The organism is Aquisphaera insulae (genome assembly GCF_011064615.1).
GTDB classification, from domain to species: Bacteria; Planctomycetota; Planctomycetia; order Isosphaerales; family Isosphaeraceae; genus Aquisphaera; species Aquisphaera insulae.
In genome coordinates this window covers 1-22,913 of record NZ_JAALJH010000115.1, presented here as the reverse complement: position 1 = coordinate 22,913, position 22,913 = coordinate 1, and the positions used below count along the sequence as shown (strand labels likewise).

18 protein-coding genes and 1 pseudogene are annotated in these 22,913 nt (G+C 67.7%); 16 read left to right on the top strand and 3 right to left on the bottom strand.

Features of this window, described 5'->3' with window-relative positions:
* Positions 1 to 39: 39 nt before the first annotated feature.
* The gene (locus tag G6O54_RS33215; RefSeq protein ID WP_165233975.1) at positions 40 to 606 is read right to left on the bottom strand and encodes a hypothetical protein; all 567 of its coding nucleotides are present in this window, start codon (positions 604 to 606) and stop codon (positions 40 to 42) included.
* A 431-nt stretch (positions 607 to 1,037) separates the two neighbouring features.
* Between G6O54_RS33215 and G6O54_RS38255 the strand changes: the two genes are divergently transcribed.
* The 11 genes from G6O54_RS38255 to G6O54_RS33160 all read left to right on the top strand — a co-directional run bounded on the left by G6O54_RS38255 (position 1,038) and on the right by G6O54_RS33160 (position 16,474).
* Positions 1,038 to 1,208, top strand: a complete 171-nt coding sequence (locus tag G6O54_RS38255; RefSeq protein WP_250847206.1) for a hypothetical protein — start codon at positions 1,038 to 1,040, stop codon at positions 1,206 to 1,208.
* Positions 1,209 to 1,936: 728 nt separating this feature from the next.
* Positions 1,937 to 2,920: a GDP-mannose 4,6-dehydratase gene (locus G6O54_RS33205; RefSeq protein ID WP_165233974.1), complete on the top strand. Its 984-nt coding sequence runs from the start codon at positions 1,937 to 1,939 to the stop codon at positions 2,918 to 2,920.
* A 130-nt stretch (positions 2,921 to 3,050) separates the two neighbouring features.
* Entirely contained in the window at positions 3,051 to 4,061 is a 1,011-nt protein-coding gene (locus G6O54_RS33200) for a DHH family phosphoesterase (protein WP_165233973.1), read from the top strand.
* A gap of 125 nt (positions 4,062 to 4,186) precedes the next feature.
* Entirely contained in the window at positions 4,187 to 4,735 is a 549-nt protein-coding gene (locus tag G6O54_RS33195; protein WP_165233972.1) for a QcrA and Rieske domain-containing protein, read from the top strand.
* Positions 4,728 to 6,494 carry a cytochrome b N-terminal domain-containing protein gene (locus tag G6O54_RS33190; RefSeq protein ID WP_165233960.1) on the top strand — a complete coding sequence of 589 codons (1,767 nt, stop codon included), beginning with the start codon at positions 4,728 to 4,730 and terminating at the stop codon, positions 6,492 to 6,494. Before G6O54_RS33195 ends, G6O54_RS33190 begins: the two co-directional genes overlap by 8 nt.
* Before the next feature lie 464 nt (positions 6,495 to 6,958).
* Positions 6,959 to 7,711 carry a gamma-glutamyl-gamma-aminobutyrate hydrolase family protein gene (locus tag G6O54_RS33185; RefSeq protein WP_165233957.1) on the top strand — a complete coding sequence of 251 codons (753 nt, stop codon included), beginning with the start codon at positions 6,959 to 6,961 and terminating at the stop codon, positions 7,709 to 7,711.
* A 169-nt stretch (positions 7,712 to 7,880) separates the two neighbouring features.
* Positions 7,881 to 8,975: an HlyD family efflux transporter periplasmic adaptor subunit gene (locus tag G6O54_RS33180; RefSeq protein ID WP_165233954.1), complete on the top strand. Its 1,095-nt coding sequence runs from the start codon at positions 7,881 to 7,883 to the stop codon at positions 8,973 to 8,975.
* Positions 8,972 to 10,285, top strand: coding sequence for an FtsX-like permease family protein (locus G6O54_RS33175; protein ID WP_165233951.1), 1,314 nt, complete (start codon positions 8,972 to 8,974; stop codon positions 10,283 to 10,285). The genes G6O54_RS33180 and G6O54_RS33175 overlap by 4 nt, the downstream gene beginning before the upstream one ends.
* 38 nt (positions 10,286 to 10,323) lie before the next feature.
* On the top strand, positions 10,324 to 11,493 hold the full coding sequence (locus G6O54_RS33170) for an FtsX-like permease family protein (RefSeq protein WP_165233948.1): 1,170 nt from the start codon (positions 10,324 to 10,326) through the stop codon (positions 11,491 to 11,493).
* A gap of 12 nt (positions 11,494 to 11,505) precedes the next feature.
* The gene (locus G6O54_RS33165; RefSeq protein WP_165233945.1) at positions 11,506 to 12,693 is read left to right on the top strand and encodes an ABC transporter ATP-binding protein; all 1,188 of its coding nucleotides are present in this window, start codon (positions 11,506 to 11,508) and stop codon (positions 12,691 to 12,693) included.
* 199 nt (positions 12,694 to 12,892) lie between these two features.
* A complete protein-coding gene (locus tag G6O54_RS33160; protein WP_165233924.1) occupies positions 12,893 to 16,474 on the top strand; it encodes a CheR family methyltransferase in 3,582 nt (1,193 codons plus the stop codon).
* Here G6O54_RS33160 and thiC read toward each other — a convergent pair whose 3' ends face one another.
* Complete coding sequence (thiC, locus tag G6O54_RS33155; RefSeq protein WP_165233921.1) at positions 16,475 to 17,812, bottom strand: phosphomethylpyrimidine synthase ThiC; 1,338 nt, start codon at positions 17,810 to 17,812, stop codon at positions 16,475 to 16,477. It lies immediately after the preceding gene.
* 269 nt (positions 17,813 to 18,081) lie between these two features.
* Here thiC and G6O54_RS33150 point away from each other — a divergent pair, with 269 nt between their 5' ends.
* The 4 genes from G6O54_RS33150 to G6O54_RS33135 all read left to right on the top strand — a co-directional run bounded on the left by G6O54_RS33150 (position 18,082) and on the right by G6O54_RS33135 (position 20,916).
* A complete protein-coding gene (locus G6O54_RS33150; protein WP_165233918.1) occupies positions 18,082 to 18,369 on the top strand; it encodes a hypothetical protein in 288 nt (95 codons plus the stop codon).
* Between the two features lie 475 nt (positions 18,370 to 18,844).
* Entirely contained in the window at positions 18,845 to 19,324 is a 480-nt protein-coding gene (gene fliW, locus G6O54_RS33145; RefSeq protein ID WP_165233915.1) for a flagellar assembly protein FliW, read from the top strand.
* Between the two features lie 125 nt (positions 19,325 to 19,449).
* On the top strand, positions 19,450 to 19,716 hold the full coding sequence (gene csrA, locus G6O54_RS33140) for a carbon storage regulator CsrA (RefSeq protein WP_165233912.1): 267 nt from the start codon (positions 19,450 to 19,452) through the stop codon (positions 19,714 to 19,716).
* Positions 19,717 to 19,962: 246 nt separating this feature from the next.
* Positions 19,963 to 20,916, top strand: coding sequence for a GGDEF domain-containing response regulator (locus G6O54_RS33135; protein ID WP_165233909.1), 954 nt, complete (start codon positions 19,963 to 19,965; stop codon positions 20,914 to 20,916).
* Positions 20,917 to 20,918: 2 nt separating this feature from the next.
* Here G6O54_RS33135 and G6O54_RS33130 read toward each other — a convergent pair whose 3' ends face one another.
* The gene (locus tag G6O54_RS33130; RefSeq protein WP_165233906.1) at positions 20,919 to 21,434 is read right to left on the bottom strand and encodes an FHA domain-containing protein; all 516 of its coding nucleotides are present in this window, start codon (positions 21,432 to 21,434) and stop codon (positions 20,919 to 20,921) included.
* A 337-nt stretch (positions 21,435 to 21,771) separates the two neighbouring features.
* Here G6O54_RS33130 and G6O54_RS33125 point away from each other — a divergent pair.
* Positions 21,772 to 22,913, top strand: a pseudogene (locus tag G6O54_RS33125) (YXWGXW repeat-containing protein); the annotation flags it as partial.

Here is a 22,913-nt window from a genome sequence, read left to right as displayed (position 1 = left end):
TGAGCGTTGATGTCCAGGCGGCGGCAGGGAAGTTGCCGCTCAAAACGCCCTGAGCAGCATCAACCTCAGGGCGTTCTCGCGTTTCATCTTCTCAAGCGTCTTGGCGTACATCGAGCCAGCACCGAAGGGGCCATCCTTGTAAGCCTTGACCAGCGGCGAGAGGCCCTGCAGCACCTCGCGGCCCTCCTTGAATACCCGGCGCTTCCGCTCGAACTCCGCACGCCTCAGGTCTGCCTGCTCCAGGAACCGCTTGATGTCCCCCTTTCCCGCGAGACGGAGTTTCTCCCGCTGGCCCTCGGTAAGCCAGTACTGGACAGCGGCGGAGCCGACTCGGAGCCGCAGTTTGTCCTTCAGTTCCAGCTCGGGAGTCGCCGTTGGCTTGTTCCCATAAACCCAAGTGTCGAAGGCTTGTTCGTCAATCCGGGCATCGGCCAGTCTCAGACGACCGACGTGGCCGGCCGGGAAGGTTAGGCGTATCTGCTTGAACTCGTTTGTCGCGGGATCACGGTCCTGTAAAAAGACATGAAGAGGCTCGGGCTCGGCGATGGGCGCCTCGTCCACCTGGCCGAAGCAAGAGAGGAGCAGCGAGAGGATCGGGATCTGCATGGCCATACTCCTTCGTTGCAGGTTCCGCGAGCGTAATCGTCGTGTAGCGGTCCGCCCCGACGAGGTACGCCGAGAAGCCGTCGGCCGTCTCGAACAGGGCCACGTTGTAGGCGACCACCGATGACGGAGGCTTCGACTCGCGGCATACGCGGCCGAGCCAGGCGGAGAGGGCATGCTCAAAGTCGGTCATCGAGAGGTCCAAAAGCACGAGCCGAGTAGACGGGGGCCGGCCCGACCGGGACTAAGGCGGTTACCACACCAGACCGTCATCCCGCGCGGAGCCGGCCCCCGATGACATCTTCTCACCCGCTGCCCGTGCCCTGCGAGTGGTTCTCCTTGCTCGCCGCCGCGCTCGACCGCCGCTCCGCCCCGATGCTCGCCCTGCTGTTCCTCGGGGCTGTGCTGGCCCGGGGCGGGAGGACCGTTACCACATGGATCAGAGCCGCCGCAAGAAGGACCTGCCGGGCATCGCCCCGAAGCATCGGCCGCCGTTCCGCACCAAGCTGGAACTGGCCGTCGAGCTACTGCGGTGGGCCAGGCCCTGGCTGGAGCTCCTGGGATTGCCGAACTGGGTGGTGGCCGACGGCCAGCCTCCGGCGTAAGCCGGACCGCCTTCGAGCGAGCGACAGCCTGCCCCGCGGATCGCACCGACGTGCGAGACTGGAGGCTTCGCCCGTCCGGACCACGATCTGACGATCGCGGTCACCCATGCTTGCAAGGCCGTACCGGCTATCAACCCTCGGAAGCCGAATTCTCCCCATCTCGGGACGATGTCGTCCGTGGCGCGGCCGACAAGCCCAATTGGCGCCGGTCCGCCGTGGACGGCCAGGGTGCGATTGGAGGGGCATCATCGCCGATTTTCTCGATTTTGGTGAAACTCAAAGGTAGCTCGACCGGACTGTATTGGATAGGCGGGGATGCCTGCGCGCGGTGCGTGCGGACTCCCCGGCGGGCTCGTTGACAATTCGGAGACGGTGAATCGGAGTGCCATAGCCGGCCCGCGCGGAGGACGCGGGCCGGCGGGAATCGGGAGAAATCGCGGAGCAGAGCCAAATTAGAAAACACGGTCAAGCTATTTGACTGCATTGATTTACGTCGATATCCGCGAGCCTCTCCGATGACGAACGAACCCAATTGCCCGTCGGTTCGATCGAGCCTGGGGACGCCTGCGTCCGCGATCGTCGGGGGACCCCGGTGGAGCGGGGAAGGCGGATGAGGTCGGGTCGCAGCGAGACGGGATTCGCGTGGCCAGGGAATGCGAAATGGCTTAGGATTCGCCCCGCCGAGAGGGACGGAGTCGGAACGAGCGTTCGTAGGGAGCGGATCGGACATGGGCAAGGCGGTCCTGGTGACGGGTGCCGGGGGGTTCATCGGCAGCCACCTGACGGAGCGGCTGGTCCGCGATGGGCACAGCGTGCGTGCGTTCGTCCGGTACAACGGCCGCGACGACTGGGGGCACCTCGACGACCTGCCGCGGGAGGTGAAGGCGGAGATCGAGGTTTTCCGCGGCGACCTCAAGGACCCCGCCGCGGTCGCCCGGGCGGTCGCGGACCGCGCGTGGGTCTTCCACCTCGGCGCCCTGATCGCGATCCCTTACTCGTATGCCAACCCGCACGACTACGTGCAGACGAACGTCGTGGGGACGGCCAACATCCTGGATGCGTGCCGTGGCTCGGGGAAGCTGGAGCGGGTCGTGCTGACCTCCACGTCCGAGGTGTACGGGACGGCACGCTACGTCCCGATCGACGAGAAGCATCCGGTCTGCGGCCAGTCGCCCTATTCGGCGACCAAGATCGGGGCCGATGCGCTCGGGGAAAGTTACTTCCGGGCGTTTGGGCTGCCGGTCTGCATCCTGAGGCCCTTCAACACGTTCGGTCCTCGACAGTCGGCGCGGGCGATCATCCCGACGATCATCAGCCAGGCCCTGACGCGGCCGGTGGTGAAGCTCGGGAGGCTGGATCCGAGGCGCGACCTGACCTACGTCAAGGACACGGCGGCGGGCTTCGCGGCGATCGTCGAGTGCGACGGGGCGCTCGGCAAGGCGGTGAACATCGGCCGTGGCTCGGACGTCACGATCGGGGAGCTGGTGGAGCGGATCGGCACGTTGCTGGGTCGTCCGCTCCAGGTCGAGACGGAGGGGGATCGGCTCCGCCCCGCCGCCAGCGAGGTGGAGCGGCTCCAGGCGGGGACGGAGCTCGCCCAGTCGCTCTGGGGCTGGCGTCCCCGGTACAGCCTCGATGAGGGGCTCGAGGAGACGATCGGCTGGATCCGCGAGCACATCGACCGATTCCGGACGGACATCTACACGACCTGAGCCGGCCGCGGGACGCGCCTCGGATTGCGAGTCCGGCGGACGCTTCGTAGGCTGTAAGGCAGAATCCCCCGGATTCGGGGGACCATCGCCGCATGCCTCGCGACCACGACACCCTGGCTGATACTCCCCGATGACGATCAACTGGACGCCGCTGGCCGACCTCGTCGAGACCCACGACCGCTTCCTGATCACGACTCATGTCCGGCCCGACGGCGATGCGCTCGGGTCCGAGGTGGGGATGGCCGGGCTTCTCCGCCAGAAGGGGAAGGACGTGCGGGTGGTCAACGCCAGCCCCACGCCGCCTCGTTACGACTTCCTCGATCCGGACGGGAGTCTTTTCGAGCACTATGGCCACGCGGTGCACGCTTCGGACCTGGCCGACCGCGAGGTCGCGATCATCCTGGACCTGTCGGCGTGGGGCCAGCTCGCGGAGATGGCCGAATTCCTCCGCGCGTTCCCGGGCCGGCGGGTGGTGATCGACCATCACGTGAGCCAGGACGACATGGGGGCGACCTTCTTCAAGGACACGACCGCCGAGGCGACCGGGATTCTGGTCCAGTCCGCGGTGAACGCGCTCAGGGGGACGCTCACCCGCGAGGTGGCGATCGGCCTGATGACGGCGATCGCGATGGACACCGGGTGGTTCCGCCACCCGAGCACGCGGCCCCGGACCATGCGGGCGGTCGCCGAGCTGATGGAGGCCGGCGCGGACGTGTCGGCGATCTATCGGGACCTCTTCGAGCGGAACACGGTCGGCCGGCTTCGGCTGATGGGCCGGACGCTGAACGGGCTGAAGACCGAGCGCGAGGGCCGGATCGCCTGGGCCGGGATCTCGCTGGTGGACCTGAAGGAAACCGGCTCGATCCCGCCCGATTCCGAGGACCTGGTCGACTACACGGTGAGCCTGCGAGGGGTCGAGGTCGGGATGCTCCTGATCGAGCAGGCCAGGGGGGGCGTGAAGGTCTCGCTCCGATCCCGCAACGGGCTGGACTGCTCGAGGCTCGCGGAATCCCTGGGCGGAGGGGGGCACAAGGCCGCCGCCGGGGCGACCGTGCCCGGGACGATGGAGGAGGTGGAGGCGAAGGCGCTGGCCGCCGTCCGCCAGGCCCTTGATTCCGCCCCGATCGTCGCGCAACCATAAACGCGAAGTCCTACCGCAATCTCGTCGGCGGCGCCGGTCTGCTGCCCCCGACTCGACCCGATCCGACACCACCCACCGGCCTGGTCCCTCGTCCGGATCCGACGGCCCGCTCTGGAGCGAACGGCATGACCCGCCGCGATCTGTATCGCCTCGGCAACGTGATCCTCGGAGGCGCCATCAAGCTGGCGGTGGCCGTCCCGGCCCTGGCGTTCATCGCCTCTCCGCTGCGGAAGAAGGCCGCGGGGCAGGGGGGTGCCGCCGCGGCGGGCGAGCCCATGGAGACCCTGGCGACGCTGAGCCAGCTCAAGGTGGGCCAGCCGCAGTCGTTCCCGATCATCCGCGATCGGACGGATGCCTGGGTGACCTATCCGAGCGAGCCGGTGGGCTCGGTCTGGCTCCTCCGGCAGCCCGAGGGGGCGAAGCCGGAGGTCGTGGCCTTCAGCGCCGAGTGCCCGCACCTCGGTTGCGCAATCAACCTGACGCCGGACGGGAGCGAGTTCCTCTGCCCCTGCCACACCAGCGCCTTCGACCTGGAGGGGAAGCAGAAGAACCAGGTCCCGCCGCGTCCCATGGATCGGCTCGACGTCGAGCTGACGGCCGACCCCGACCCCAAGGTCAAGGTCAGGTTCCAGAAGTTCCGGACCCTGGCCGAGGAGAAGATCCCCCTTGCCTAACCAAATCGCAAACTGGGTCGACGACCGCACCGGCTATCGGGCGTTCGTCCGCACGTTCTCCGACCAGGTCATGCCGGGCGGCGCCCGCTGGCGATACGTCTTCGGGTCGGGGCTGGCCGCGGTCTTCCTGGTCCAGGCCTTCACCGGGCTGATGATGATGCTGGCCTACAGCCCCTCCTCGAACGCCGCCTGGGGGAGCGTTTATTACATAAGTCATGAAATGTGGATGGGATGGATCATCCGCGGCCTGCACCACTTCGGGGCGCAGACGGTGATGGTGCTGCTGGGGATGCACCTGGTCCAGACGCTCCTCTCCGGCGCCTACCGACGGCCGCGGGAGTTCAACTGGTGGCTGGGCCTGATCCTCTTCGTCCTGGTCGTCGGGTTCGGCCACACGGGCTATCAACTCCCGTGGGATCAGAAGGGCTACTGGGCCACCAAGGTCGTCACCAACATCATGGGGGGCGCCCCGGTCCTTGGCCCCTACGTCAAGACGATCGTGGTGGGGGGGAACGACTACGGCAACCAGACCCTCACCCGGTTCTACGGCCTGCACGTGGGGGTGCTGCCGGTCCTGACCTTCCTCTGCCTCTTCGCCCACGTCCGGCTGGCCAAGCGGCACGGCCTGACGCCGCCGGCGCGGATCCAGGAAGGGACCGAGGAGAATTACTCCCCCGCCCAGTCCTTCAAGAACACGGCGTTCGCGGCGGCCGTGGTGGCGATCATGATGGGGCTGGTCTACTACCACGGCGGCGCCCCGCTGGACGCCCCGGCGGACCCGTCGACGCCGGACTACCCGGCCCGGCCGGAGTGGTTCTTCCTCTGCCTCTTCCAGATGCTCAAGAGCTTCCCAGGCCGTCTGGAATGGGTCGGCTCGATCGTCATCCCGGGCTCGATCCTGCTGGTCTTCTTCCTGCTGCCGCTGCTGGAGAAGATCCTCCCCTGGAAGCTGCTCCACTTCCTGGCCTGTTCGTTCCTCTTCCTGCTGGTCTGCGGGGCCGGCTTCTTCACGATCGCGGCGCTTTATGCCGACGCCCACGATGCGGGCTTCCAGGAGGCGCGGAGGAAGGCCGACGCGGCCCAGGAGCGGGCCCTCTTCCTGGCCGCGAGCCCGAAGGCCGGCATCCCGCCCGACGGCTCCGGATTCCTGCTCCGGCGCGATCCGCTGACCGAGGGCCGGGCGGTGCTCGAGAAGAAGTGCCTGAGCTGCCATGCGGTCGACGGCAAGGCCGCCGAGAAGCAGTCCGCCCCGGACCTGGCGGATTTCGGCTCACGCGGGTGGATCAGGGGCCTGCTCGAGAAGCCCGCCGATGCCCGCTACTACGGCACGACCCCGAAGCTGACCGGGATGACGGAGTGGAAGAAGACCTCCAAGCTGACCCCGAAGGAGCTGGATGACGTGGCCGACTTCGTGGCGAGCTTCGCGAAGATCCCCGCGGACCTCACGCCCGACGAATGGCTGGCCGACGAGTCGGTGGTCAAGCACCCCGGCAGTGCCCCGTTCCAGAAGGAATGCGGCAAGTGTCACATCATCGAAGGCTACACCGAGGGGGGCGATCGGGACGGCCCCAGGCTGTTCGCCTGGGGCTCTCCGCAGTGGACGGCCCGGATGATCCGCAAGCCGGGCGCCCCGGACCTCTACGGTTACCTGGATGCCGAGGCCAGGATGCCGGCCTTCGGCGGCGGCCAGATCACCGAGGATGACCTGAGTGCCCTGATCCGGTATCTGGCGCGCGACTATCCGATGCCCGCGCGATGAGACGACGCGAGTAGTCGGCTTCCCAGATCGGACGGCGAGGGGCGGCCGTCCGAGGGAGTCTGATCTCCTGAACAGTCCGAACTCGGCCCCGGATCGCGGCGGGACGTTACCTCGCCTTCCCGTCGCCGATCGCCATCGAAAATCGGCCGAAAATCCGTCGTTTCCCCTGGATTTTCCTTGAAGTTGCCGGGGACGAAAATGTAGACTCCCGACGTCCTGACTGAGTCTGCGATCAATCTTGAAATGGATGATAAGGCGTTGATCGCAATCATGACATCACTCCCGGAGATCCTGTTCGCCGACGACCGAATCGGCGAAGCTCGGGGGCGTGGCCATCGGCCGGCCCCCCGTCAAGCCATCGTCTTGTGAGCGTGTCTCGGGTCTCGCGGCCCCTTCCCACCGACGGCCGCGAGATCAGATCGAACGGATTTCGCTGAGACCATTCCACGGAAAGGACGCCAAAGATGAACCAGCGACCCCTCATCGGGATCAATGCCGACCTGCGCGTTTCGGGCAAGGGCGGAACCGCCTGCAGCGTCATCTCCAGCGGCTACTACGAGGCGCTGCTGACGGCCAACGCCCTGCCGGTGATGATCCCTCCGCTGATCCGCGAGAGCGAGCTGCTGCCGATCCTGGAGAAGCTCGACGGCGTGGTGCTGACCGGCGGCGACGACCTGGACCCGCGGAAGATGGGCCTCTCGCCGCATCCCTCGGTGAAGCTGATCCCGGAGCGGAGGGAGCTCGCCGATCGGCTGCTCTGCAAGCTCGTCCAGCAGCAGAAGATCCCGACGCTGGGGATCGGGCTGGGCATGCAGGAGCTGAACGTCGTCTGCGGCGGCGGGCTGTTCGTCCACCTGCCCGAGGACCTGCCGAAGTGCATCCCCCACTACGATCCGCACGGCGGGGCGCACCGGCATACCGTCGTGATGCAGCCGAAGACCCGCCTGGCGGAGATCTACGGACCGGGCGAGATCCGCGTCAACAGCTATCATCACCAGGGCATCCGCAAGCTGGCCCCCAATTTCCGGACCGCCGCCCTGGCCCCGGACGGCCTGATCGAGGCGTACGAGGGGAAGGACCCGAGCTGGTGGGTCGTGGGCGTCCAGTGGCACCCGGAGAATGAGGGGCACATCTCCCTCGACATGCAGCTCATCGAGGCCTTCGTCGCCGCCGCGAACTCCGCGGGCGCCGCACCGGTGCTGGCGAAGGTGGGCTGACGTCGACACGGGCCTCTCCTCTGTTGGAGAAGCGAGGCACGCGGACTATGATGAGATCGCCCGGCGTTCGCCGGCGATTCGGATGGTCCGCGGAGCCGCCAAGATGACGACAACGGGACGAGTTCCTGCGTCCAGCCGATCGGAGGCCCAGGGAGCTGGCCTCCGATGGTTGTTTATATGCGCTTTCATTCCGACGGGCCTTCTCCTCGCGGGCTGCGGGGCGAGCGACAGCCGCGCGGCCGGTCCCCGGGACCCGGCATCGAGCCCGGGCGAGGGCATCCACGCCCTCGGACGCCTCGAGCCGACGAACGGGCTGGTGACCGTCGGGGCCAGGCCGGGCGGGCGCATCGAGTCGATCCCCGTCAAGCCGGGCGACCAGGTCTTCGCCGGCCAGATCCTCGCCGTCCTCGAGGGCAATGCCCAGGCGAAGGCCCAGGTCGCGGTCGCCGAGGCCGCGAAGGCGAAAGGCGAGCACGCGCGGTCGCTCGAGAAGAGCAAGCTCGCGATCGAGCGGGCGCAGGCGGACAAGCTGAAGGGCCTGAGGACCGAGCCCGCCACGCACCTGCGGATGCTCGCCTCGCAGGCCATGTTTGAGGAGATGTCCAAGCTTTACAAGCAGCTCTCGGGCACGCTCCAGGGCAAGGAGAAGTTCGACCTGATCCGGAGCTTCCAGGAGGCCGATGCGCGATTCCTCCGCGACTCGCTGGAGGTCCGGTCGTACGAGGCTTCTCAGGAGTTCGTGACCAAGCAGCGGCAGCTCGAGGACCAGCAGCTCGACGGGCCCAGCCCCGACCTCGAGCTGCTCGATCGCCAGGTCGCGCTGGCGCGTGCGAGCCTGGCCCTCACCGAGGTCCACGCCCCGGCCGCGGGTCAGGTCCTGGAGATCCTGGCCCGTCCCGGGGAGATCTCGGCCGGGCCGCTCCTGCTGCTGGGCGACCTCTCGGGGATGGTCGCCGCGGCCGAGGTCTTCCAGGCGGATATCCCGAGCCTGAAGCTGGGCGACCCGGCCACGGTCCAGGTCCTCGATCGCGAGGTGACCGGGAAGGTGACGCGAATCGGGTCCGTCGTCGTCCGCAACCAGATCAACCCCATCGATCCGCGAGCGCTCCAGGATCGGCGGGTGATCAAGGTCCAGGTCGGCCTGGATGACCCCACGTTCGCGGCCCGGTTCATCAACATGGAAGTCGAGATCGCCATCCATCCCGGGGCCTCCGCCGACCGGACGTCGGCGACGTCGAAGCCCGCCGCGAAGGCCGGCCCATGAGTGCCGGCACGGTCGAGATAAGGCCGGCACCGGGCCCGGCGCATGGGCTGCGGATCCCCTGGAGGACCCCGCCACTGGCCCTCCGGAACGTGGTCCACGGCGGCCGCAGGTCGCTGGCGGCGATCTCGGGGGTCGCGTTCAGCCTCACCATGGTCCTGCTCCAGCTCGGATTCCTGCAAGCGGTGCGGATCACGGCCCGGAACAACTACGAGATCCTGGATTTCGACGCGGTCCTCGTCTCGCCCTATTATGAGCAATTCTATGCATCCGGATTCATCCCGCTGGATCGCCTGACCGAGGCCCGTTCGGTGCCCGGGGTCGTCGCGGCGGCCCCCCTCTACGCGACCTTCCGACTCTGGCGATGCCCGGGCCTTCCGCCCGACGACTCGACCGATCCCCACCCCGCACCGACCGACCTGGAGCCAAGGCCGACCGCGGCGACCCTGGGCCGCTGGTTTCGGGGCGGCGGCGGCTCGCGGCCGCTCCAACGTCGGGAGCTCTTCGTGCTCGGCGTCGACCTCGACCGCAATCCGTTCCGCGACCCGATCCGCGGCCGGATCGAGGCGACCGCATCGCGGTTGCGGCTCCACGGGAGGGTCCTGCTCAACGAGCAGTCGCATCCCGACTTCGGCTGGCAGCTCCGCGAGACGGTCCGCCACTGGGAGCTCGGGAACAAGGCGGTCACCCTCGCCGGCGGCTTCCCGATGCTCCGGGGTTTCGCCGCGGATTCCACGGTCCTCTGCGACGACCGGAATTTCCGGACCCTGTGCGACTTCCCGCCGGGTCGGATCAGCTTCGGCCTGCTCAAGGTCGAGCCGGGCTCGCTCGCCGCCACGTTGGCCCGGCTTCGGCGGACGCTCCCCGGGGACGTCCAGGTGCTGGGGCGTGACGAGATCCTCGCCCGCGAGACCGATCACTGGGTGAACCAGACCTCGACCGGACAGCTCTTCGCCTTCGGCGTGATGATCGCGATGGTGGTCGCCGCGGTGGTCGTCTACCAGGTCCTGTCCAACGACGTCCGCGAGCATCTTCCCGAGTATGCGACGCTGAAGGCGATGGGGTACTCCTTGCCGCGGCTCTATCGTGTCGTCGTGGAGCAATCGCTCCTTTACATGATTGTTGCTTACGCCATCGCCGTCGTGCTGGCGATCGCGGTCTATCGGGCGACGGAGCACCTCGCCGGGATCCCGATGCGGTTGACCTTGCAGAGCCTGGCGATCACGCTGGGGCTGGCGCTCGCGGTCGGGATCCTCTCCGGCGCGCTGTCGGTCAGCCGGCTCCGCACCGTGCAGCCAGCGGACCTCTTCTAGGCAGGCCAGTCCGACATACCTGAGCCTCGGAACCCCCCATGCAACCCGGCGCGACCATCCCCATCTCGTGGCGGAACCTGACGGAGAACCGGCGACGGCTGCTGGCCTCGGTGGCCGGCACGGCCTTCGCTGTGACGCTCATGTTCATGGAAAACGGCTTCCGCCACGCGATGCTGGACAGCATGGTCAACCTCATTGAGCGCCTCGAGGGCCAGGTGGTGATCGTCCACCGGACGCTCTACACCCTCGCGGTGCCCTATAACTTCCCCTATCGCCGGCTGATCCAGGCCAGGGACTTCCCGGAGGTGGAGGAGACGAGCCCGGTCACGGTTTCGACCCGATCCGGCTTCTGGCGTAACCTCACGAATTCAGACCTAAGCCGGATCACCGTCATCGGCGTCCGGCTGGAAGACGATGAGCTGGACATCGACGGCCTGAAGACGCATCGGGGGGCGCTCAGCCAGCCGGACACGGCGATCGCAGACTCGCTGTCCCGAGAGCGGAGCTTCGGCGAGTTCGAGGCAGGGCAGGTCTCCGAGTTGTCGGGCCGATCGCTTCGGATCGTGGGGACGTTTCGGCTGGGCATCAATTCCCAGACCAACGGGAACCTGATCATGAGCGACCGCAATCTCCGCCGGTACTTCCCGGAGCTGGCCGGCCCGACGGCGGCGGAGGACGCGGTGACGATCGGCCTCGTCAGCCTGCGACCCGGCACGGATCCCGTCGGATTCCGAGCCCGCCTCCAGGAGGCGCTGCCCCCCGACGTCCGCGTCCTCACGCGGGCGGAATTCATCGCCCGCGAGCGTGACTTCTGGGACAAGGTGGCGCCCATCGGCACGGTCTTCTACATCGGCGTCGTGATGGGGTTCATCGTCGGCTGCGTGATCTGCTACCAGGTCCTCTTCTCGGACATCAGCGATCGCCTGGGGGAGTTTGCCACGCTCAAGGCGATGGGCTATTCCAACCTGCGGCTGATCCGGATCGTGCTCATGCAAGGGGTCTACCTGGCGCTGATGGGTTTCGCCGCGGGCCTGGTCGTGAGCATCATGCTCTTCCGCCTGGTCCACGAGGTGACGGGCCTGCCGATGGACCTGACCGGGAACAATCCGACGACGATCCTGACCCTGACCGTCTTCATGTGCGTCGCCTCCGGCGCCTTCGCGGCGAGGCGGCTCCTCTCCGTGGATCCGGCCCAGCTCTTTGCATGAGGGGTGAATACGTTGGCCAGCGCCGTCTCCGAGACCGGGACCTTCTCCACGATCACCTCCATCGCCGTGAAGCAGCCGGCGCGTGCGGACGTCGTCATCCGGGCATGCGGCGTGAACTATGCCTACGGCTCGGGGGAGACCCGGACGCAGGTCCTCTTCGACAACGACCTGGAGATCAGCCGGGGGGAAGTGGTGATCATGACCGGGCCGTCCGGGTCGGGTAAGTCCACGCTGCTCACGCTCATCGGCGCCCTCAGGCGGATGCAGGAAGGGCGGCTCGAGGTCCTCGGCCGGGACCTGACGGAAGCCGGCGATGCGGACCAGGTGGTCCTCCGCAAGGAAGTCGGCTTCATCTTCCAGCAGCACAACCTGTTCAGCTCGCTTTCGGCGATCGAGAACGTGCGGATGGCGACGGCCCTCCGCCCCGCGAGCGTCGCCGAGATGAACGAACGAGCTGCCGAGATCCTGACGAAGCTGGGGTTGGGTGAACGCATGGGCCACCTCCCGAGCTCGCTGTCGGGCGGGCAGAAGCAGCGGGTCGCGATCGCGCGGGCGCTCGTCAACCGCCCCGCGCTCGTGCTCGCGGATGAGCCGACGGCGTCGCTGGACGCCGAGTCCGGCAAGACCGTCCTGGACCTGCTCCGCGGGATGGCCGACGGCCCGGACCGTACCACGGTCCTGCTGGTGACCCACGACCAGCGCGTCATCGATCATGCGGACCGGATCGTCAACATGGTGGCCGGGCGGATCGTCACGAATTCGCTGACCCGAATCGCGGTCCGGATCGTGCGGGCGCTCGCCGCGCAGGACGCGCTGCGGGGGCTCGGCGAGGCGACCCTCTCTCGCCTGGCCAGCTTTATGACCGTGGAGACCCATCATGCGGGGGAGACCATCGTCCGCGAGGGAGAGGATGGCGACCGATTCTACGCCATCGGGTCCGGGATCGCGGACGCCTACTACGCCGGCGAATTCGACGAGGAGCTTTGCTTCGGCGAGGGCTTCGGCATCATCACGGCCTACTTCAATCGTCCCAATCGGCGGACCGTGATCGCCCGCACCGAGATGGAGCTCTACGTCCTCTCGAAGGAGGACTTCTTCCGCGCCCTGAAGGCGGATACGACGTTCGAGAGCCGGGTCCGCACGGCGCTGATGTCGATGCCCGGGTATCTCGACGCGCCCGCCGCGGGGTCCGTCCCCTGAGTCTCGGAAGGCAGGTCGGGGATCAGATGCCCATGGCGAGCGCAGAAGCCATGGGCGATTGGCTGGGCGACTGGCTATAATGATTCCTGATCACGAAGAGATCCCGGGCCGCCGGGGCGACCCCGGTCTTGGGAGCCCCGCCGCGGTCGGGATCACCCCAGAGGCATACATGGCGGAACCCCGGCGCGAGCCCATAAACATGGCGGGCGGCGAATTCGTGCGCACTCCGTCGCTGGTGGTGGGGATCGGGACCTCGCGGGCCGTCCACCAGGCCTTGTCGTCCTTCTTCAGCGTCAAGCCGGGACGCTCGGGCCTGGCGTTCGTCCTGATCCATCCCGAGGACCCGGAGGCCCACGTCGGCGTGGATAGCCTTTCCGAGCTGATCGGGCTTTCCGTGTCGATCGCGAGGGACGGCGATCCCATCCAGGCGGATTGCGCCTACCTCATTCCGCCTCGTTCGACCTTGACCCTTGAATCCGGCGTCTTTCGCGTTGCACCGGCGGACGGAGATGGCGTGGAACGCGTCATCGACGCCTTCTTCCATTCGCTTGCCGAGGACCGACAGGCCGGGGCGATCGGCGTGGTCCTTTCCGGCAACGGCAGCGACGGGACGCTGGGCCTGAAGGCGATCAGCGATGCGGGCGGGATGACCATCGTTCAGGATCCCGCGACGACCATGTATGACGGGATGCCCCGCAGCGGCGCAACGCTCGGGATGGCCGATCGGGTCCTGTCCCCCGAGCGGATGGTCCCGGAGATCCTCACCTATTCCAATCACCTCCAGTCGCTCCTGGTGGGCGATCAGGGCGGTGTGGTGGAGGAGCAGATCGGCGGCTCGCTCGGCAAGATCTGCGAGCTCCTGGAGTCGCGAACCGGACACAATTTCAAGCATTACAAGACGAGCACGCTGGCGCGACGGATCGGCCGGAGGATGCAGATCCTGAGGGTCCAGTCCGCCGAGTCGTACCTCGAACGACTCGAGCGCGATCCGGCCGAGGTCCAGGACCTGTTCCGCGAGCTCCTGATCTGCGTGACGTGCTTCTTCCGGGACCCGGACTCCTTCGAACGGCTCCGGGCCGAGGTGATCGGCCCGCTCCTGAAGTCCCGCGGCGGCGATGATCCGGTGCGCGTCTGGGTTCCGGGGTGTGCGACCGGCGAGGAGGCCTATTCGCTCGCGATCCTCTTCCGCGAGGAGATGGACCGTTGCCCGGATCCGCCGCCGGTTCAGATCTTCGCCACCGACATCAACGCGCGGGCCCTCGCCAGGGCGAGGCAGGGGGCCTATCCCTCGTCGATCGCGGATGATCTGACGCCCGATCGCCTTTCGCGATTCTTCGAGCCGGCCGGCCGCCTCCTGAGCGTGACCCGCGAAATCCGCGAAATGTGCATCTTCTCGCAGCACAACCTTATCCGTGACCCGCCCTTCTCGCGGCTGGACCTGATCTCCTGCCGGAACCTGCTGATCTACCTGGGGCCGCACCTCCAGAAGAAGCTGATCCCGCTCTTCCACTTCGCGCTCAGGCCGGGCGGATACCTGTTCCTGGGCCCGGCGGAGAGCCTCAACGACCACCCGGACCTGTTCAAGTCGCTGGACTCGAAACACCGGATTGCCCGTCGCCAGGCGATCGCGGTGCGGCCGCACGCGTCGCAGCCCAGGTCGGAGTCCGCGCGGCTGACGGCGCGGGGCGGGACAATCGCCCCGGCGATCCCGCTCCAGGACCTGCCGCTCCTGATGCAGCGGATCGTCCTCGACGAATTCGCCCCCCGGTCGGTGGTCGTCCGCGACGACGGCCAGATCGTCTGCTCCTCGGGCGGCGTGGAGCGCTACCTGGCGATCGGCGAGGGGGTCTTCCAGAACGACGTCGTCAAGCTGGCCAGGAGCGGGCTCCGGCTCGCGCTTCGGTCCGCCCTCGCCGCGGCCGTCGAGTCCCGGCGGACCGTGAAGAACGAGGAGGCGGTCCTCCGCACCCCCGAAGGGGCGGAGCGTGTCGGCCTGACCATCCAGCCGATGCCCGAGCTCGGCGAGTCCAGCGGCCTGTTCCTGGTCGTCTTCCAGAACCTCGGGCTGCAGGCCGATCCCGGCGAGTCGGTCCTGGTGGGTGTCGACGAGAAGGCCAACACGCTGATCGAGAAGCTCGAGCAGGAGCTCCAGGACACTCGCCTGGACCTCGAGCGGACCATCCAGGAGATCGGGGCGGCCAACGAGGAGCTCAAGTCCGCCAACGAGGAGCTCCTCTCCATGAACGAGGAGCTGCAGTCGACCAACGAGGAGCTCGAGACGTCTCGCGAGGAAGTCCAGGGGGCCAACGAGGCCCTCTCGCGGACCAACAGCGACCTCGAGAACCTGCTGGCCAGCACGCAGATCGCGACCATCTTCGTGGACCGGGAGGGGAAGATCGAGCGGTTCACCCCGTCCGTCGTCTCGATCTACAACCTGATCGCGAGCGACCTCGGTCGCCCCCTCACGGACATCACCTACCGCGCCGAGTCGATGCCTCCCTTGCCCTCGCCGGAATCGCTCCTCCCCGGGCCCAGGGAGGATGAGATCCGCACGTCCGACGGTCGCGACTTCCTCCGCCGAGTCCATCCTTACAGGGACAACGCGGGGCTCGTCAGCGGAATGGTCGTGACGTTCATCGACATCACCGATCGCCGGCGATTCGAGGATCGGTTGCGGGAGAGCGAATCGCAGTTCCGGACCCTCGCCGAGTCGATCCCGCAATTGGCATGGATCGCGGCGCCCGACGGCGACATCTTCTGGTTCAACCGCCGATGGTACGAGTACACCGGGACCACGCCGGAGCAGATGGAGCACGGGGGCTGGAAGATGGTCCACGATCCCCAGATCCTCCCTTCGGTCATCGCCCGCTGGGAAGGGTCGCTTCGCACCGGCGAGCCGTTCGACATGGTCTTCCCGATCCGGCGCGCCGACGGGATGTTCCGGTCGTTCCTGACCCGGGTCGAACCGATCCGCGACGGTGCCGGTCGGATCGTCCGCTGGTTCGGGACCAACACCGACGTCGAGGACCAGATGCGGGCGGAAGAGGAGCTCAAGCAGGCCAACTACCACAAGGATGAGTTCCTGGCGATCCTCGCCCACGAGCTGCGAAATCCGCTCTCTCCGATCCGCAACGCGGTCCATTTGCTCCGCCTCACGGGCTCCTCGGAGCCGACGCTCGTGGGGGCCAGGGAGATGATCGACCGGCAGGTGACGAGCCTGGTGCGGCTCGTGGACGACCTGATGGATGTCTCGCGGATCAACCGCGGGAAGGTGGAGCTCCGCAGGCGGCCGACCGACCTGCGGGGGGTGATCGAGTCCGCCGTCGAGAGCGCGCGGCCGCTGGTCCATTCCAAGGGACACGAGCTCTCGGTGTCGCTCCCGAACGAGCCATTCACGGCGGATGCCGACGCCAGCCGGCTCGCCCAGGTCGTCCTCAATCTGCTCAACAACAGCGCGAAGTACACCGACGAGGGAGGGTCGATCTGGGTAAGCCTGGGCCGCGAGGGCCCGGAGGGGGTGATCCGGGTCCGCGACAACGGCAACGGCCTGTCCCCCGAGCTGCTGCCGCGCGTCTTCGAGATCTACACCCAGGCCGATCGTACGCTCGACCGCTCGCTGGGCGGCCTGGGGATCGGGCTGACCATCGTCCGCCGCCTGGTGGAGCTGCACTCCGGCACGGTCGAGGCGCGGTCGGACGGCCCGGGGCGGGGGAGCGAGTTCATCGTGCGGCTCCCTCTCCTGGTCCCCCCGGGCGAGGGCAATCCGGCCGGCGAGTCGTGATCAACGGCCGGCCGGAACCGGCTCGAGCTGGACGAGTGCCGCGGTGGCCTCGGCATGCTTGCGGATGTCCTCGCTGATCCGCATCGAGCAGAACTTGGGGCCGCACATGCTGCAGAAGGCCGCGGTCTTGAACGCCTCCTGCGGGAGCGTCTCGTCGTGCATGCGGCGGGCGGTCTCGGGGTCGAGCGAGAGCCGGAATTGCTCCTCCCAGTTGAAGCTGTACCGCGCCCGGCTGATGGCATCGTCGCGATCCCGTGCCCCCGGGCGGTGGCGGGCCAGGTCGGCGGCATGGGCGGCGATCTTGTAGGCGATGACCCCCTGGCGGACGTCCTCGACCTCGGGCAGGCCGAGGTGTTCCTTGGGCGTCACGTAGCAGAGCATGCTGGCGCCGTGCCAGCCGGCGAGCGCCGCGCCGATCGCCGAGGTGATGTGATCGTAGCCCGGCGCGATGTCGGTGACGAGCGGCCCGAGGACGTAGAACGGGGCCTCGTCACATTCGACGGCCTGCTTCTCCATGTTCATGGCGATCTGGTCCATCGGGACGTGCCCGGGTCCTTCGACCATGACCTGGCAGCCGCGTTCCCAGGCCCGCCGGGTCAGCTCGCCGAGGGTCCGCAGCTCCGCGAACTGGGCGGCGTCGGAGGCGTCGGCCAGGCAGCCGGGGCGGAGGCTGTCCCCCAGGCTGAAGGAGACGTCGTACTCCCGCATGATGTCGCAGAGGTCGTCGAAGTGGGTGTAGAGCGGGTTCTCCTCGTTGTGGGCGATCATCCACTGGGCGATCAGCGAGCCTCCCCGAGAGACGATGCCGGTGATCCGGTGGGCGGTCAGGGGGATGTAGTCGCGGAGGATCCCGGCGTGGAGCGTCATGTAGTCCACCCCCTGCCTGGCCTGATGCTCGACCATGTCGAGGAGCCCCTGGGCGGTGAGCTCCTCGACCTTCTTGACCTGCTGGATGGCCTGGTACATCGGGACCGTGCCGACGGGGATCGGGCTCGCCTCGATGATCGCGGCGCGGATGGAGTCGATGTCCCCGCCGGTCGAGAGGTCCATCACGGTGTCCGAGCCGAGCTCGATCGCCATCCGGAGCTTGGCCAGCTCGTCGTCGGCGCGCGAGGTCACGGCGGAGTTGCCGATGTTCGCGTTGATCTTGCAGCGGGCCTTGATGCCGATCGCCATCGGCTGGAGACCGAGTCGGAGGTGCACCTTGTTCGCGGGGATGATCATCCGGCCCCGCGCCACCTCGGAGCGGATCAGCTCGGGCTCCAGGCCCTCACGCCGGGCCACGAACTCCATCTCCGGCGAGACCTTGCCACCGCGTGCCAGTTCGATCTGCGTCATGATCAGGCGACCTCCGGGTCCCGGCCCCACGCCCAGTCTCCACTCGCGAGCTGGATCGGAAGTCGGCCGGCAAACCCCACGTTATGGTAGACGCCCCGTCGCGACGGGGTCAATTCGACTCGCCGTCTCCGGCCCGAGGCGCCCGGGCGACCCTCGCCATCGAGAAATCCGTCGCCAGGCGAACCGCGGAGTCGCGTCCGCGGATAGATTCGCTAAACTGTACGGGCCAGGAACCCGGAGGACGATCTGCCCGGCCGCGAGTCACTCAGATGTACACCCACGTCGTCGCCTGCTCGCATCCGCATTGCGATGAAGCCGCAAGCTACAAGGTCGCCTCGCGTTGGAGCGACGGGACCTTCTCGGAGCTGAAGACCTTCGGCTTCGCCTGCTCGGACCATCTCGAGGAGGTCTTCCGGGACGCGGAGGACCGCATCCTGGATTACACGCTCTGCCCGGGAGAGGTCATCGAAGAGATCGCCATATACCGTTTCGAGTGCGGCAAGCGTGATCGGCAACTCCAGCGTCTCTGGGGATTGGAAGAGAATTACCGTTCCTGAGGCCTGGGCGGGCTCTCGGGGGGTCGCGATCGGAGCGATCGCCGGGGCCCGCGGGGGCGCAACCCGCGGGTGCGCCTCCGTTACGAACGGACTGACTGGCGCAGGTCTCGCGAGGTGCATCGCGCCCGGGATTTTGGGGCGGGCGGCAGTGTTCTCCGGCGAGTGGCGGCGACGATATTACGGTCGGTTGAACCGGGCCCCATCCGCCCTGGAAATCGGAGGATGGGACCGGAAGGGATTCGTGGGAAGCGTCGTGGCCGCCAATGGCGGAGACGACTCGGCTGCGGGACGTCCCCCGGGGCCAGGGAGAGGAATCGTCCGACCCGGCGGTCTGCCGGACGGGGCGAGCCTCCGTCGGCTCTCGGCCGGGCGGCAGCGGCTTGGGTCGGATTCGCCCGGTGTCCTTGGGGCCGCGCCTGTCCGGCAGGGGAGGCGAGGGCACGCCCCGCCCGGCGTTCAAGGAGGTAACCAGGAAGTGAACATCGTCACCACCCGCTTCGGTCTGATACAGGCCTCCGAGCAGGACCTCTACCAGGTCCCCGAGGGACTGCTCGGCTTCCGTTCTTATACCCAGTATCTCCATCTCCCCGATCCCGAGGTGTCCGGCCTGTCGTGGTTGCAGAGCGCAACCGCGCCCGACCTGGCCTTCGGCCTGGTCGCCCCTCCGCTGGCAATCAGCGACTACCGGATCGAGATCCGCGCGGGCGACCGTGCGGCCCTGGAGCTGGAAGACGAACGGGCGGCCATGATCTATGTGATCCTCAATCGCGGCGTGGGGGGCGGCCTCGCGGTCAACCTCCAGGGCCCACTCGTGTTCAACCCGGTGCGCCGGCTGGGCCGCCAGCTCGTCCTCACCTCGAGCCGATACCCCGTCCGGTATCCGCTCGAGGCGACGGCCTCGGTCCCAGCGCCGGCCCTGCTGACCGGCCTCTCGCCGTTGCGTGCAACCGCCTGACCCGTGTAGTCCCCCACCGTACCTGGCTAGACACCATCCCCGCTCCGTCGTGGTCACCGACAACCCGGGCAAGATGATCGGGGATGGTCACGGGCCTCGTTGGCAGGAGGAAGGAGCCGAGAACGATGCTGGTCCTGTCCCGACACCGCGACGAAAGTATCATCATCGGAGATGACATCGTCATCACCGTGGTGGATATTCGGGGCGATAAGGTTCGTTTAGGGATCGCGGCCCCAATCGAGATCTCCGTACACCGCCAAGAGGTGTACGAGGCCATCCAACGCGAGAATCGTCAGGCGAGCCGACTGGAACCCCAGGAAGCCCGTCAGGTCGAACGCCTCACCCCCCCCGTCCGGCGCGAGGTCCGTCGACCCAGGTCCGACGAAGCCTGAGGCGGGCCCGAACCGGAGGCGTCGTCCTCACCGTTGGCATGGCGGCGACCGAGGCGACGGCGGTCGCCCCCGCCCCCCGCAACACGAACCCGCATCCAGCCGGACGCCCGTCGGCCTCGCCGATCGCGGGCGTCCGGTTTGCATTTCGGCCCTCGACGCCGAGGGCCCTCTCATCCCAGGAACCGCGCCCTATGGTTTTGCAGGGACATCGAGTCGAGCACCGCCGCCGGCCTCGGGGACTGCACCATGAGGATCCTGATCGTCGAGGATAGCCTGACCCAGGCCGTCGACCTTCGCCGACGGTTGGAGGGACTCGGCCACGAGGTCGTGGTCGCTCACGACGGCCGCGAGGCCTGGGAGCGGCTCGAGAAGCGGCCGGAGGGCCTCGTCATCTCCGACTGGATGATGCCGGAGATGAGCGGGCTGGAACTCTGCCGCAAGATCCGCTCCGAGATCAAGTCACCCTACGTCTACCTCATCCTCCTCACGGCCAAGACCCACCGCCACGAGCGTCTCCAGGGATTGCAGGCCGGCGCCGATGACTTCCTCGGCAAGCCGATCGACAACGTCGAGCTGGACGTCGCGCTCCGGTCGGCCCGCCGCATCCTCGACGCCCAGGAGGCCCTGGAAGCACGGGCCCGCGAGCTCGAGCGCGCCAATCAGGCCCTCGCCAGCCAGGCCACGACCGACGAGCCGTCGGGGCTCAAGAACGCGATCGGTTTCCGCCACTCGCTCGTCGCGGCCTTTCGACAGGCGCTCGATGACGGCCTCCCCCTCTCCCTGATCGAGATCGAGCTGATCCCGTCCGGGGCCCCTGAATCCACGCCATCAGCCGACTGGAACACCCTGGCCCGTCGCTGCGGTGAGATCCTCAGGTCCGAGGCGCGGAGCTGCGACGAACCCGGCCGGCTCGGCGAGCGCCGGTTCGGGCTCATCGTCCCCGGGCTTGCCGACGATGAGGCCCTGATGGTCGGCGACGCCCTCCGCTCAAGGTTCGAGGACGAGGTCGCCACCCTGGTCTCCTCCGCGACGTACGCAGGCGTCGCCTCCATGTCCTCGGGGGAGCCTCCCGAATCGGCGGAGAGTCTCACGGCCGCTTGCGAGGTCGCGCTCCTGTCCGCCAGGCGGGAAGCGGCCTCCCGGATCGCACTCGTCCATTGCTCCAGCTCGGTGCAGGCCGCGAGCCTTGTCGGCCCCTGAAGTCAGTCCAGGTCGATGATCTCGTCGGAGTCGTCGAGCACGATCGGGAGCATCGGCGCCTCATCCACGAGGTCGGCGACGGGCAGCTCATCCGATTCCCAGACTCCAAGCTCCAGCGGAGATGGTTCCGGGAAGCCGACAGCCGCCGGAGCCGAATCGTTGCCTCGTGAAGGGCCGACCAGCGGGGCTCCGAGCCCTTTAGCCCTGAACCGATCGGACGGGCTGGGCACATCGTCGGGGCCAAGGTAGACACGTAACTTGTAATTACCAAACGCGATACGGTCATCCGGCAGGAGGGCCGCCCAGCGGATTCGCTGGCCCTTGACCTTGGTCCCGTTGGTACTGATCAGGTCGCGGATCACGAGCAGACCGTCCGTCTTGACCACGACGCAATGTCGCTTGGACAGGCTGGGGTGATCGATGACGATGTCGCAGTATCCCCGCCGGCCGACCACGGCGAGGTCGGACGTGATCGGGATCGGCGGATCACCATTCTCGGGGACCAGTTCAGCCTTCATGGGAAGAATCGCCGTCGCCATCGAGTCAGGGTTCCTGGGCTCCGGATCTATCCTTGCGTCGACGGGGCGGTGCGCCAAGCCGGGTCGCGGCGTGGCCTCACCTGTGGTCGAACGCGTCTGCCTATTCTTCCCCGTTTGACGACGCTGGCACGAATATGCGGTCGAAAATGTGGCCGCGGGTGGCTAGAAGCCGCCTCGGATGGAAATAGAATGAGTATGCGTCGCATCTTCGAGCGAGCGGTGGACCCCTCGATCGCGCCGGGTTCCGTCCGCTCGAATCGAGTTCGCCTCCAAGACGAATGGACGAAGACCTTGCGTCCGCGGTGGGGCACGCGTCATGACATCTCGACGAAATCTCGTAGCGGGCGTACTCATCGGCTGGACCACCGGGGCGGGAGCCACGATCCTGGCACAGGTTCCCGATCCTCCACTCCCGGGCGCACCTGCCGTGGAGGCACTCCCGGATCGGCCGCAGTCGACCGAGCCCAACGTGGCCGGGCCCCTGGTCAAGCCCCTGACCGAGGGTCCTTTGCATGAGGCCTTCCTCTCGCCTCGCAAGGACCTCATCCCCCCCGCCGTCGCCAAGACCCCGCCGCCGCCGATCGCCGAGAGGCCCGGCGTGGACCCGCCGTCGGCCCAGGCGGAGTGGATCGAGGGCTACTGGGAATGGGACGCCGGCCGGAGAGATTTCGTCTGGGTGACCGGCACCTGGCGAGTCCCCCCTCCGGGTCGCTTCTGGGTGAACGGCTACTGGAAGCGCGATCAGGACGGGTGGCACCGGGTGGCCGGTTTCTGGAGCGACCGGAAGACGGATCGGCTCGATTACCGCAAGGACGGACCGCCCGCGGATCGCCCCGACGAGGAGCCCGGTCAGGCCCCTGCCGACGACACGTTCTACATCCCGGGCCAGTATCATCCCGACGGGAATGGCGTGGTCTGGCGGAAAGGCTTCTGGACAAAGGCCCAGGCGGGCTGGGCCTGGGTGCCCGCCCAGTGGGTCCACCAGCCCGAGGGATGGGTCTTCCAGGACGGATTCTGGGACCGAACCCTGGAGGACCGAGGGACCCTCTTCACCCCGGCCCAGGTGGACCGATCGGCGCCCCAGAGTTCGACCGGCGAGCTGACGTACCAGCCCTATTCCCAGGTCACGCCGGATCTCTATGGACAGCTCAATGGCGCGTTCGGCCGGCCCAATTCGTACTACGACGGCTACCCGGGCGTCTTCTACGACGAGGACGGCCGCTTCTACGGATACGCGAACTACGGGACGCTCGACGGCTACTACGGCTACCTCGATTACCCCTACTACGGGGGCGAGGGATACCCCTACATCACGACCCCCGTCGTCCTCGGCGGCAGCAACGGTCTCGCCTTCTCGCCTTACGGCTACGGCCTTTGCGGCAATACCCTGAGCTCCCTGGGCGGATTCGGATGCGGTATGCCCCTGCTGGCGACGGGAGGCTGGGGCTGGGGCGGTAT

What these genes read in the sequence shown, in the direction of transcription:
- G6O54_RS33195 (WP_165233972.1), top strand. Translation starts at nt 4,187, where the DNA reads ATGACCCGCCGCGATCTGTATCGCCTCGGCAACGTGATCCTCGGAGGC.
- G6O54_RS38255 (WP_250847206.1), top strand. Translation starts at nt 1,038, where the DNA reads ATGGATCAGAGCCGCCGCAAGAAGGACCTGCCGGGCATCGCCCCGAAG.
- csrA (WP_165233912.1), top strand. Translation starts at nt 19,450, where the DNA reads ATGCTGGTCCTGTCCCGACACCGCGACGAAAGTATCATCATCGGAGAT.
- G6O54_RS33170 (WP_165233948.1), top strand. Translation starts at nt 10,324, where the DNA reads ATGCAACCCGGCGCGACCATCCCCATCTCGTGGCGGAACCTGACGGAG.
- G6O54_RS33175 (WP_165233951.1), top strand. Translation starts at nt 8,972, where the DNA reads ATGAGTGCCGGCACGGTCGAGATAAGGCCGGCACCGGGCCCGGCGCAT.
- G6O54_RS33160 (WP_165233924.1), top strand. Translation starts at nt 12,893, where the DNA reads ATGGCGGGCGGCGAATTCGTGCGCACTCCGTCGCTGGTGGTGGGGATC.
- G6O54_RS33130 (WP_165233906.1), bottom strand. Translation starts at nt 21,434, where the DNA reads ATGAAGGCTGAACTGGTCCCCGAGAATGGTGATCCGCCGATCCCGATC.
- G6O54_RS33135 (WP_165233909.1), top strand. Translation starts at nt 19,963, where the DNA reads ATGAGGATCCTGATCGTCGAGGATAGCCTGACCCAGGCCGTCGACCTT.
- G6O54_RS33150 (WP_165233918.1), top strand. Translation starts at nt 18,082, where the DNA reads ATGTACACCCACGTCGTCGCCTGCTCGCATCCGCATTGCGATGAAGCC.
- G6O54_RS33200 (WP_165233973.1), top strand. Translation starts at nt 3,051, where the DNA reads ATGACGATCAACTGGACGCCGCTGGCCGACCTCGTCGAGACCCACGAC.
- G6O54_RS33215 (WP_165233975.1), bottom strand. Translation starts at nt 606, where the DNA reads ATGCAGATCCCGATCCTCTCGCTGCTCCTCTCTTGCTTCGGCCAGGTG.
- thiC (WP_165233921.1), bottom strand. Translation starts at nt 17,812, where the DNA reads ATGACGCAGATCGAACTGGCACGCGGTGGCAAGGTCTCGCCGGAGATG.
- G6O54_RS33185 (WP_165233957.1), top strand. Translation starts at nt 6,959, where the DNA reads ATGAACCAGCGACCCCTCATCGGGATCAATGCCGACCTGCGCGTTTCG.
- G6O54_RS33205 (WP_165233974.1), top strand. Translation starts at nt 1,937, where the DNA reads ATGGGCAAGGCGGTCCTGGTGACGGGTGCCGGGGGGTTCATCGGCAGC.